Genomic DNA, 10,376 nt, shown 5'->3' with positions numbered 1-10,376 from the left:
ATGCTGATATCGCCGGACATGGCCATCAGCGAGTCAAAGGCGGCCTATTTGAGTACGGTAACGGACATTACCCGAGAGCATCGCCTGGTTACGGATGATGCCTGGACTAATCGCATCTCGACGATCACCGGTCGCCTGGTCACCGAAGCCATCAGGAAATACCCCGGCTCGCGGGATTGGGACTGGAGTGTCGCCATTATCGACGACCCGGAAACCTTGAACGCCTGGTGCATGGCGGGTGGCCGAATGGCCATTTACACCGGCATCGTCACCAAGCTGAACCTGACCGATGACGAAATCGCCCAGATCATGGGCCATGAAATCTCCCACGCCCTGGCCAACCACACGGCCGAGAAAATGTCCCAGGCTATATTGGTGAATACCGGGTTGGCCATTACCTCCAAAGTAACGGATCAAAATGGCTACGTATTAACCGGAAGCGCCCTCGCCGCGCAGCTGGCCCTGCAACTGCCCAACAGCCGGGACGCCGAACGCGAGGCCGACGAGATCGGAATTGAACTGGCGATTCGTGCTGGCTACCGACCGGACGCGGCAGTTTCATTGTGGCGCAAAATGTCGGAAGCTGGCGGTGGTGGGCCGGAATTTCTGAGCACCCACCCCTCGCCTGGAAATCGCATGGACACCCTGCAGGAGCTGGGCGATAAACTGGAATCGTTAAATCCGTCACTGACGAAATCCGACGTTCATCCGGTCAGGATTGTCACTGATATTCAACAGCTATAACGGCACCTCAGACTTCAAATAGCCAGCTTTCAGGGCTGGCCCGGTTCAGCACCGGTAACGAGTGCGCAGGATGCTGCTGTGGTCGAAAGCACTCTGACAGACCATTCCCACAATCCGGGCTCGGCGGGGATTACGCCTTTGGGCTTATTGTGCAACACAAACACCACCGGCTAGCTCTATAAACGCCTTTTTGTCCGGGCTTAGTACAATAAAATTTTGCTCAATCCGGTTGGGTGTATTAATGGTCGAACCCTGTTTAAGGCTTGAACGTGACACGGCCGAAACAGGCCTTGGGGTTGAGCGGGGTGATCGCGAGCAACCGGTCGATACGCACCTCCTGCTGGCCAGCATCTGCCTCCAGCACCAGATACTCCCCTTTGCCCTTGGCCGTATAGGTCGTTAACGCCCGGGCATTGAATTGCCCACCGCTCAGAAGCTCAACTAAAAGGTCATAGCGATGCATGCAAGCTATCTCCAAGTAGTCGTGCAAGTCGCAATCCAGAATCTGATAGGCCGCCACAAGGAATTCCCGAAAGTAAGACCGAATCAGAAGTATAGCTAAGTCAAACGGGAATGAGGGCCAACGTAGCTAAAACGAACACCCACCCTAATCTATTAATAAAAGCAATCGGGAAATGGTTATTGATAGCTGTCCGGTGTGAGTGTCTCAATAAGGCAGTGCGCCCGTCGAATCCCCACAACCGGCTAATGTCTCAATCGAATCGGCAATCACTTCACGCGAGACCAGGGAAGAGTTCATGCTCTCGGTGCCATTGGCAATGCTATCCGATACAGTCATGGAATTTTCTCTCTGAACCCAGCACTCACAAACAACACCGCAAGCCAGCCAATTTACTGTACCCAGCCTCCCTCTACGTGGCTCATCCCAATGTGGATTCAATTAATTAAAAAAGAAAAATAAACCATTTTTTTTGCATCCACCTTCGCGCACCACTCGTTCCTACAGTGCAAACCCACCACGAATAAGAGAGACAATGATGACAAGAATTCTGAAACGCACTGCTCTGGCAAGCGCAATCGCAGGCATTTGCCTGACTGCTACCCTAAGCCACGGTGCTAGCCACCGCGAAGCACCCTTTATCACGGAAATCCCGAAGGTGGATGCAACGGATTTCTATATGTTTCGCAGCTATGAAACCGGTCGGGAAGATTACGTGACATTGATCGCCAACTACCTGCCGCTACAAGATGCTTACGGCGGTCCCAACTATTTTGATCTGGATTCGGACGCCATTTACGAAATTCACATCGACAACGATGGCAATGCACAGGAAGACATTACCTTTCAAATCCGATTTTCCGATGTGCAGAACGATCTGCAACTGAACGTAGGCGATGCGGGTGAAACCAAAGCGGTCTCTGTTCCTTTAAAAAACATCGGCGGCATTGGCCCGACTGCAACCGACACGGACAATGTTCAGGCTCGTCAGGAGTATGAAATAACGGTTATCCGTGGCGACCGGCGCACCGGCACTCACGAGACCGTGGTTAACTCAACGACAGGCACCACCAGCTTCCGTAAACCGCTGGATAACATTGGTGGCAAGTCATTTGGGGACTACCAAGCTTATGCCGATGACCACATCTACAGCATGGCAATTCCCGGCTGCAATGTAGATGGAAAAGTCTTTGTCGGTCAGCGCAAAGAAGCCTTTGCTGTTAACCTCGGGGAAATCTTTGACCTGGTGAATACCGACCCACTGGGTGCCCGAGATGCCGAAGGTGCCGGCGACCTGGCTGACAAGAATGTGACCTCACTGGCGTTGGAAGTACCCACAGCCTGCCTGACTGGCACAGCCGTGAACGGCAACGGTGAACCCGTGATAGGCGCCTGGACAACGGCAAGCGTCCGTCAAGCTCGGGTTATCAACCCCGACCCCATGGCCAACGGCAAGGGTGCCACGGTAGAAGGCGGTGCCTGGGCTCAGGTGTCTCGTTTGGGTATGCCCCTGGTGAATGAAGTGGTCATTGGCCTGAAAGACAAAGACGCCTTTAACGCCAGTCAGCCGATGAACGATGGTCAGTTCATTGACTACGTTACCCACCCAACGCTACCAGAATTACTGGAAATACTGTTCGGGGTAACAGCCCCTAATAACTTCCCACGACAAGACCTGGTGACCGCGTTCCTGACGGGCGTGCCGGATGTGAATATGCCCGTTGGCGTCACTGCCTCTGAGATGCTGCGCCTGAACCCGGCCATCGCCGCGACAGCCGCAGCAGGTCAAAACGATCTGGGTGTGCTCGGTGGCGACAATGCCGGCTTCCCGAATGGCCGTCGTCCGGTCGATGACACCGTCGATGTTTCTCTGCGGGTCGCCATGGGTGTGTTGGCCGATGCTGCTGATGCCCCCGACGGCCAACTTGAATACACCGACGGCGTGCTACTGACTGCCAGTGAGTTGCAAACTGTTTTCCCTTACCTGGCGACGCCACTCGCTGGCTCACCAAACTAAGGAGTCTGCTATGAATCGCTTAGTAAGTGGAACCGCCGTTCTTGCCTTGAGTCTTGGCTTGATAGCCTGCACGGACAATGGCTCATCAGATATGAGCAGCACAGTGGACTTTACTGCTTTCGTTATCGCAGAAGTTGGAAACACCTCCGAAGGACGCGATGCCGTATCCATCAATGACATTGACTTCAGCTTCAATGATCAGGATAACGAACAGGCCTTCGCCGAGTTGTTCTAATTGTTCGTTTGTTTAATTCATGCTCTCAAAGCCGTCGCAATCCGACGGCTTTTTTTCGTCTCGACTCGACTCTGGATAAAATTGTCGGGTCGCCGCTCTACAGCCGATAGTAGGCTTTGATGAGCCGTTCAAAAATCGACATCGGCATTAACAGCCGGAGTGCTATCAGAAAGCGCTGGCTAATTGAGCCGGCGGTTGTGTATAGCGGCGGTGATTTACTGGCCAGGAGCCGCGCCAGTTGCCTGGCGATCAGCTCCGGCACGGGCCCGCTTGCTTCGTCACGCTCCATAATACCAAGTGCCGTCGTATAAGCTTGGCTGTGAGGCGAACCGGCCGTTGGTTGTAGTTTTTTACGGTTTGCCGTGAAGCCCGTATTGAAATCCCCGGGGCGGATCACCACAACCCTGATACCGCTGGAGCGAATTTCTCCTCGCAACGCTTGCGAAAACCCCTCTACAGCAAACTTGCTGGCACTGTAAAAGCTCTGAAAGGGAATACCAACGACACCGGCCATGGAACTGATGTTTACGATCAGCCCACTGCCTTGCTCTCGCATCAGGGGGATAACTGCCTGGCAAACCCGAACCATACCGAAGAAGTTAGTGTCCAGCTGTGCCCGGGCCTCTGTTATAGCGGTGTCTTCCACCGCCCCGGCAAGACCACTGCCTGCATTATTAACGACAACATCCAACCGCCCTTCCAGTTGCCAGACCTGGTCTATGGCGCTGGCAATAGACGCCTGATCGGTCAAGTCCATTCTCAGCAGCGGGACACCATCACTGTCTGCTGAAACGCCCCCGTCCTGTGCTTTTGCAGCGTATCGGCTGGTACCGTACACCCGGTAACCCAGGTGGTGCAGATGCACCGAACACGCTCTCCCAATGCCAGATGATGCCCCGGTAATTAACACCACTTTCATCTGCCACCGCCTCCAGTTTGTTAGGGCGTAAACGGACACCCACCACAGTGTACTGCTACCACGATGGTGGCTGTCCACTTTGCTTCCCGCCCACTTTGCTCCCCGATTAACATGTCAGACCTTCCTGGTGCATTTTCAGATATCAGACGGCTGGTGCACGCCAACCACTGACGATGATCAGCATGCCGGTGAGTGCAACGCCCGCCCCCACCCAGTCGTAGGCCGTCAGTTTTACCTGGTCGACCACACGCAACCACACCAGTGCCGTTATCACATACACACCACCGTAGGCCGCATACACGCGCCCGCTGGCTGCCGGGTGCAGTGTAAGCAACCAGGCAAACAAAGCCAGGCTAGCAGCGGCCGGAACCAGCAGCCAGGGCGACCCCTGACGGTTTAGCCACAAATAGGGCAGATAACAACCTACAATTTCCGCAATCGCCGTTACGATGAATAAGGCAGCGGTAGTGATCAGATGCATGTCGATTCCTTAATCGGTCAGGAGGTCTCAAGCGGCAACCCGGCTTCGCGCCAGTCTGCCTTGCCTTCGTGATAATCGCGTACCCGGGTGTAGCCCAAACGCCGCAAGCGTTCGGCCGACCGTGATGAGCGCTTGCATGGACCATTGCCGCAATAGACCACAATCTCGGTATCCCGGTCCGGCACCTGCTTCGGTGCTTCCTCCAGAATATCGTCAGAGACAATATTAATCGCTCCCGGCAAGTGCGCTTGCTGAAAAGCGTCGCTGGGGAGTGTATCGATCAGGACGAACGAGTCGTTACGGTCGAGTTTGGCTTTCAATTCGTCACGGGAAATGAGCTCACTCACGGCGACCTCCTCCAATTCGGACAATGAATGGCTGCCGGGGTAACCCGGCTCATTGGCAGACTGGCCCACACGGCGTTTCAGACTGCCGACAGCAACTTTCGGTCAGATACCCAACCAGATGTTGCATTTGTTCAAAGTCGGCGGCGTAGAGGATGCTTTGCCCCACCCGCCGGGAGTGGATCAGGCCTGCCTGCTTCAGGCGCGTTAGATGGAACGACAGAGCGCTCGGCGCCACTGCCAATTGTTCCGCCAGCCATCCGGCAGCCGCGCCCTTGGGTCCGGCCTGCATCAGCATTTGGTAGACATCCAGCCGCGTTTCATGAGCCAACGCTTCCAACTTTTGAACAACCGCTTGTTTTTCAATCATTCAATAATTATTGAATAGCCAACCAGGCTCCGTCAAGGAGTACATTCGCAACAGCTACCAGGAGACCCACCAAATCGTCCGGCATCTGCTACCCTTGACTCACAGGTAACGCATGTGGCCCGCCTGTCTGGCGCCCTGACGAGGCCCATCACCGGTTCGCCGCCCAACGGCCACGCTTAACGGAGTCTCCAATGATCCCGAGCAACGATGCCAACCGAGTCGAATCCACCCGCACGTCCCTGGCTGGGTTCTGGTGCGCCCTGCTGCTAACAGGCCTGCTGCTGGCCATTGGTTCCCAGGCCGGTAGCGCCCTGGCAGAACAAGGTGGTGAAGACGCCGCACCCGGGCAGGCGCTGGTGCTCACCATAGACGGGGCCATCGGGCCCGTTACGCTCGATTACCTGCGCCGCGGCCTGGAACGGGCCGCCGACGAAAACGCCCGCCTCGTTATCATTCAAATGGACACCCCCGGCGGTTTGCTGGAATCCACCCGCAGTATCATTCAGGGCATTCTGGCCTCGCCGGTCCCGGTGGCCACTTACGTCAGCCCCTCGGGCTCAAGGGCGGCCAGTGCGGGCACCTACATCATGTTTGCCAGCCACATTGCTGCCATGGCTCCGGCCACGCATCTGGGCTCGGCGACGCCAGTGCAAATGGGCGGTCTGCCCGGCTCACCCACCGGTGAAGACGACACCCAATCGTCTGACTCGTCTGACGGTGACTCTGCATCCGGCGACGACAACACGGCCGAAGACACGGGCGACTCTCAACCCTCAAACCAGGGCGCGGACCGGGGCGGTTCAGCCATGGACCGCAAGATGATGGAAGATGCCGTCGCCTACATCCGTGAGCTGGCACAGCGCCATGGCCGCAACGCGGACTGGGCCGAACGCGCCGTGCGCGAAGCGGTCAATCTGGGGGCCGAAGACGCCGTGGCAATGAACGTCGCTGACCTGGTTGCTACCGACCTCAACGACCTGCTCAACCAGATCGACGGTCGTGTGGTAAGACTGGCAACCGGTGAGTTGACGCTAAACACCGCCAATCTGTCACTGACCCCAATCGAACCAGACTGGCGCACCAAGCTGTTATCGATCATCACCGATCCGAACATTGCCTACTTTCTCATGCTGATCGGCTTCTACGGCATCCTCTTCGAGCTGTCCAACCCCGGTGCACTCTACCCGGGGGTGATCGGCGTCATCTGTCTGATTTTGGCCCTGTTCGCGTTCCAGGTGTTGTCGGTCAACTACGCAGGCCTGGCATTGGTTCTGCTCGGCCTCGCCTTCATTGTCGGGGAGGCCTTTATGCCCAGTTTCGGAGTATTGGGGATCGGCGGGGTTATCGCCTTCGTCGTCGGCTCGATCATCCTGATGGACGGCACCAACCAGCAGGTCTCGCTGCCCCTGATCGGCGGCGTCGCGGCCGTGGCCAGCGGCTTCATGCTCTGGGCCATGACGCGTTTTCTAACGCTGAACAAACGCAAGGTGGTCAGTGGGGTAGAACAGATGCAAGGCGAAATGGCCGATATTCTGGAGGCGTTCACCCAACAACAGAACGGTGACTACCGGGGCTTTGTTCGCCTGAACGGAGAACGCTGGAAAGCCCAAAGCCCAAGCCCGCTCGCACCGGGCGACACCGCCCGGGTAACCCGCATCGAGGGACTGACAGCGCACGTTGAAAAAGCCCCATCCTGATACAAACGGCGCCTATCCCGGGCGCCGGCGCACATTGCCAAGCAAAAAGGGGGAGTTATGACCTATGACCTAATACCCTATGCAGTACCGATTGCCCTACTGCTGATTATTCTCATCTCTTCGATCCGCATTCTGCCGGAATATCAGCGCGGCGTGGTGTTCTTTCTGGGCCGATTCCAGGGGGTTAAAGGGCCGGGGCTGATCATCGTTATTCCCGGTCTGCAACAGATTGTGCGCGTCGACCTGCGCGTCATCGCCATGGATGTCCCCAGCCAGGATGTCATTTCCAAAGACAACGTCACCGTCAGCGTCAACGCGGTGTTGTACTTCCGGGTGGTAGACCCCGAACGTGCCATCATCCGGGTCGAAAATTTCGGCGTCGCCACCAGCCAGCTTTCCCAGACCACGCTGCGATCGGTGCTCGGGAAACATGACCTGGACGAAATGCTTTCAGAGCGCGACCGGCTGAACCGGGACATTCAGGAAATTATCGACGAACAGACCGAGGAGTGGGGCATCAAGGTGTCCAATGTCGAGATCAAACACGTCGACCTGAACGAATCGATGGTGCGTGCCATCGCCCGCCAGGCCGAAGCCGAGCGCGAACGGCGCGCCAAGGTGATTCACGCCGAAGGTGAACTACAGGCTTCCGAAAAACTGGTTGAGGCCGCACAGGTCATGTCGAAAGACCCCGGCGCCATGCAGCTGCGTTACCTCTCCACCCTGTCGGACATGAGCACCGGCAATGCGTCGACCATCGTGTTTCCACTGCCCATCGACATGATGAAAGCCTTTATGGACAAAAAAGGTTCGTGACGGCTTTTTGAGGTAGTGAATAAACAGCGTCTCTAAACGAGGCGCTGTCTTACCCGTTATTGCACGACACGCTGCACCGATGAGGAAAACCCGGGATGGCCACAAAAAAGTCCGCACCCACCTTTACCATCCGTGATGCCACCGGGGCGGACTTGCCCGTGCTGGTAAGTTTTCTCAAGAAGCTGGCGCTTCATGTGTCCGGCGGACCCGAACTGGAACTCAGGGAGTCAGAATACCAACGGCTGCTGGAGCTGCTTGACGATACTTTGGCCTCGCCCGACAAACGCATCGTGGTTGCCGAACAACCGGGTGAGGGTCTGGTCGGGATGGGGGATGTCACTGTTTGGTCCAGCCAGAGCATTTGGGAGCAAGCAACGGTGTCTGAATACCGGTCGGCCATTCTTGACGATATCTGGGTTGAACCGGAGTTTCGTAAAGCCGGCATCTTTAAGGCATTGTTGCGAAGCCTGGTTGATTTTGCCGACCAGCGGGGCGCGCACGATCTGATGCTGGAGTACTCATCGTCCAACAAGGAAGCCAAATCAGCCTGGACCCGGTTGGGTTTCAAAACCACTGGTGTTCGTGCCGCCGCATTCACCCACAAGGTGAAGGACGCCCTGAAATGACGGTATTGGCGCATAACACCCACCCGGCAAATAACGGACACTACGTGAACGAGGTAACGATCTGATGGCACGCCGAACGGTTAATGTTTTCTATGACGAAGTGATGCTTGGCCACAACCCGGAAGTCGATGTCCCCTATCTTCCCAGCCGGGTCGAAAAGCGCGTCAGAAACATCCTCAGCGGGCTCGATTTCAAATGGAGCTATCCCGAACACCCCGGCCGCATTTCTGCCATCAAAACCTACCTCGATGAGCACCCGATTCCCGGCGTTCATTTTCGCACCGGCCCGAAGGCCAGCTATAAACAACTGGCCCGTGTTCATACCAGCGCTTATCTGGATTACCTGTTCTCGCTAACCGGCAAACGCGCCTGGCTGGACTCGGACACCACCGCTGTCTCGCCCGATAGCATTGACGCCGCCGTCATGGCCGCCGGGCTCGCCATTGCCGCCATAGAATCCGTCGTTAACGGCAAGGCCGGCAGCGCGTTCGCCCTGGTCCGGCCACCGGGCCACCATGCAGAACCGGTTCGCGCCCGCGGCTTCTGCCTGGTCAACAATGTCGCCGTGGCCGCTGCCCATGCTCACGCCAAACTCGGCTGCGAGCGCATACTGATCATCGACTGGGACGCCCACCACGGCAACGGCACCCAGGATATTTTCTGGGCCGACCCCAGTGTTCTGCTCTTCGACACCCATTGTGCCGCGCCGTTTTATCCGGGTTCCGGCCACCTTGAGGAAGTGGGAGCTGGCCTTGGAGAAGGCTACACCATCAATGTTCCGCTGCCCGAATCCTCCGGAGACGTCGCCTTTGAAAAAGCCTTCCGGGATATTCTGATTCCGGCTGCCGATCGCTATAAACCGGACCTGATACTGGTATCGGCAGGCTTCGACCCGCACCGGAACGATATGGCACTGAACCTCACTTACGACGGGTTCAAAGTGATCACCAACATTGTTCAGGGCATTGCGGACAAACACTGCAAAGGAAAACTGGCGCTGGTGCTTGAGGGCGGTTACAACCTGACGTCGCTGTCACGGGGCGTTCATGCCGTGCTGGAAGTATTGGCCGGCGGCAAAGTACCCAAGGTATCAGAAGCGGGCATCAAAGAGGTAGAAGACGCGGCGGACTTTCATCTGTCCGCCTTCACTGATGATGAATAGATTTCAACGGCTTATTAACTGCCGGGACATATCTGCCGTATCTACCGGGACACCCACCTCAGCCAATGGCTAGAACCTATAGAGTCGGACATTTTGATAGTGGCTTATCGTGCATGTCTCGATATGATGATTTGTGCCTCAACTCCGACGCGAACGATAAAGAGAGGCGGCCATGCCCAGGAAGCCAATCAATAGCAGCCCCGCTGTTGACGGTTCCGGCACTGTGACAGTGGGCAGTATGAAAGCGCTGCTGCCAACAATATTATGGCCAAACCCCAACGTATCGGGCGTGAACACTTCCAATCGATTGGTATCCAGTAACATGTCACCGAGCGTGTTGTAGGTTACATACTGGGCGCTGAAGTCGGACTCACCCTCGATGTTAAATAAATTCCAATAGGCATCCCCATCGGAACCGCTGCCGACGATATTATGGCCGAACCCAAACGAATCGGGCGTGAACACTTCCAATCGATTGGTATCCAGTAACATGTCACCGAGCGTG

At 56.3% G+C, this 10,376-nt stretch carries 13 protein-coding genes and 1 pseudogene; 7 read left to right on the top strand and 7 right to left on the bottom strand.

Annotated features, from left to right (window positions below; translation table 11 throughout):
• On the top strand, positions 1 to 744 hold a 744-nt coding region (locus WEB54_RS05770; protein WP_368054092.1), incomplete at its 5' end, for a M48 family metallopeptidase.
• Between the two features lie 256 nt (positions 745 to 1,000).
• Here the strand turns inward: WEB54_RS05770 and WEB54_RS05765 are convergent.
• Together WEB54_RS05765 and WEB54_RS05760 are read right to left on the bottom strand one after the other, a co-directional pair.
• Positions 1,001 to 1,264, bottom strand: coding sequence for a Rho-binding antiterminator (locus tag WEB54_RS05765; protein ID WP_368054090.1), 264 nt, complete (start codon positions 1,262 to 1,264; stop codon positions 1,001 to 1,003).
• A gap of 177 nt (positions 1,265 to 1,441) precedes the next feature.
• Positions 1,442 to 1,549 (bottom strand): annotated as a pseudogene (locus WEB54_RS05760) (dihydroxy-acid dehydratase); the annotation flags it as partial.
• A gap of 190 nt (positions 1,550 to 1,739) precedes the next feature.
• Between WEB54_RS05760 and WEB54_RS05755 the strand changes: the two are divergent.
• Positions 1,740 to 3,221 (top strand): DUF4331 domain-containing protein, encoded by a 1,482-nt coding sequence (locus WEB54_RS05755; protein WP_368054088.1) that lies wholly within the window; start codon positions 1,740 to 1,742, stop codon positions 3,219 to 3,221.
• A gap of 10 nt (positions 3,222 to 3,231) precedes the next feature.
• Positions 3,232 to 3,456, top strand: a complete 225-nt coding sequence (locus WEB54_RS05750) for a hypothetical protein (protein WP_368054086.1) — start codon at positions 3,232 to 3,234, stop codon at positions 3,454 to 3,456.
• A 97-nt stretch (positions 3,457 to 3,553) separates the two neighbouring features.
• On the opposite strand, the gene WEB54_RS05745 is transcribed toward WEB54_RS05750, so the two are convergent.
• From WEB54_RS05745 to WEB54_RS05730, 4 genes are all read right to left on the bottom strand, one after another.
• On the bottom strand, positions 3,554 to 4,375 hold the full coding sequence (locus WEB54_RS05745; RefSeq protein WP_368054084.1) for an SDR family oxidoreductase: 822 nt from the start codon (positions 4,373 to 4,375) through the stop codon (positions 3,554 to 3,556).
• A 142-nt stretch (positions 4,376 to 4,517) separates the two neighbouring features.
• Positions 4,518 to 4,856: a YnfA family protein gene (locus WEB54_RS05740; protein WP_368054082.1), complete on the bottom strand. Its 339-nt coding sequence runs from the start codon at positions 4,854 to 4,856 to the stop codon at positions 4,518 to 4,520.
• A 17-nt stretch (positions 4,857 to 4,873) separates the two neighbouring features.
• Positions 4,874 to 5,203, bottom strand: a complete 330-nt coding sequence (locus tag WEB54_RS05735; protein ID WP_368054080.1) for a rhodanese-like domain-containing protein — start codon at positions 5,201 to 5,203, stop codon at positions 4,874 to 4,876.
• A 49-nt stretch (positions 5,204 to 5,252) separates the two neighbouring features.
• Positions 5,253 to 5,570 carry an ArsR/SmtB family transcription factor gene (locus WEB54_RS05730; RefSeq protein WP_368054078.1) on the bottom strand — a complete coding sequence of 106 codons (318 nt, stop codon included), beginning with the start codon at positions 5,568 to 5,570 and terminating at the stop codon, positions 5,253 to 5,255.
• A 191-nt stretch (positions 5,571 to 5,761) separates the two neighbouring features.
• Here WEB54_RS05730 and WEB54_RS05725 point away from each other — a divergent pair, with 191 nt between their 5' ends.
• The 4 genes from WEB54_RS05725 to WEB54_RS05710 all read left to right on the top strand — a co-directional run bounded on the left by WEB54_RS05725 (position 5,762) and on the right by WEB54_RS05710 (position 9,871).
• Positions 5,762 to 7,267, top strand: coding sequence for a nodulation protein NfeD (locus tag WEB54_RS05725; protein WP_368054076.1), 1,506 nt, complete (start codon positions 5,762 to 5,764; stop codon positions 7,265 to 7,267).
• A gap of 57 nt (positions 7,268 to 7,324) precedes the next feature.
• Positions 7,325 to 8,083, top strand: coding sequence for a slipin family protein (locus WEB54_RS05720; protein ID WP_368054074.1), 759 nt, complete (start codon positions 7,325 to 7,327; stop codon positions 8,081 to 8,083).
• Between the two features lie 95 nt (positions 8,084 to 8,178).
• Positions 8,179 to 8,709, top strand: coding sequence for an N-acetyltransferase family protein (locus WEB54_RS05715; protein WP_368054072.1), 531 nt, complete (start codon positions 8,179 to 8,181; stop codon positions 8,707 to 8,709).
• 64 nt (positions 8,710 to 8,773) lie between these two features.
• On the top strand, positions 8,774 to 9,871 hold the full coding sequence (locus tag WEB54_RS05710) for a histone deacetylase (protein ID WP_368054070.1): 1,098 nt from the start codon (positions 8,774 to 8,776) through the stop codon (positions 9,869 to 9,871).
• 138 nt (positions 9,872 to 10,009) lie between these two features.
• Here WEB54_RS05710 and WEB54_RS05705 read toward each other — a convergent pair.
• Positions 10,010 to 10,376 (bottom strand): PEP-CTERM sorting domain-containing protein (locus tag WEB54_RS05705; protein WP_368054068.1); only part of this gene is annotated, 367 nt, incomplete at its 5' end.

Origin of the sequence: Saccharospirillum sp., from assembly GCF_040881935.1 — a bacterium.
GTDB lineage: Bacteria > Pseudomonadota > Gammaproteobacteria > Pseudomonadales > Natronospirillaceae > Saccharospirillum.
Note: the sequence above shows the minus strand (reverse complement) of the source record. Positions and strands in the feature narration are given on the sequence as shown.

Excerpts from the sequence above, each read along its gene's own strand:
- WEB54_RS05755 (WP_368054088.1), top strand. The coding sequence starts at position 1,740 with ATGATGACAAGAATTCTGAAACGCACTGCTCTGGCAAGCGCAATCGCA.
- WEB54_RS05750 (WP_368054086.1), top strand. The coding sequence starts at position 3,232 with ATGAATCGCTTAGTAAGTGGAACCGCCGTTCTTGCCTTGAGTCTTGGC.
- WEB54_RS05745 (WP_368054084.1), bottom strand. The coding sequence starts at position 4,375 with ATGAAAGTGGTGTTAATTACCGGGGCATCATCTGGCATTGGGAGAGCG.
- WEB54_RS05740 (WP_368054082.1), bottom strand. The coding sequence starts at position 4,856 with ATGCATCTGATCACTACCGCTGCCTTATTCATCGTAACGGCGATTGCG.
- WEB54_RS05730 (WP_368054078.1), bottom strand. The coding sequence starts at position 5,570 with ATGATTGAAAAACAAGCGGTTGTTCAAAAGTTGGAAGCGTTGGCTCAT.
- WEB54_RS05725 (WP_368054076.1), top strand. The coding sequence starts at position 5,762 with ATGATCCCGAGCAACGATGCCAACCGAGTCGAATCCACCCGCACGTCC.
- WEB54_RS05720 (WP_368054074.1), top strand. The coding sequence starts at position 7,325 with ATGACCTATGACCTAATACCCTATGCAGTACCGATTGCCCTACTGCTG.
- WEB54_RS05715 (WP_368054072.1), top strand. The coding sequence starts at position 8,179 with ATGGCCACAAAAAAGTCCGCACCCACCTTTACCATCCGTGATGCCACC.
- WEB54_RS05710 (WP_368054070.1), top strand. The coding sequence starts at position 8,774 with ATGGCACGCCGAACGGTTAATGTTTTCTATGACGAAGTGATGCTTGGC.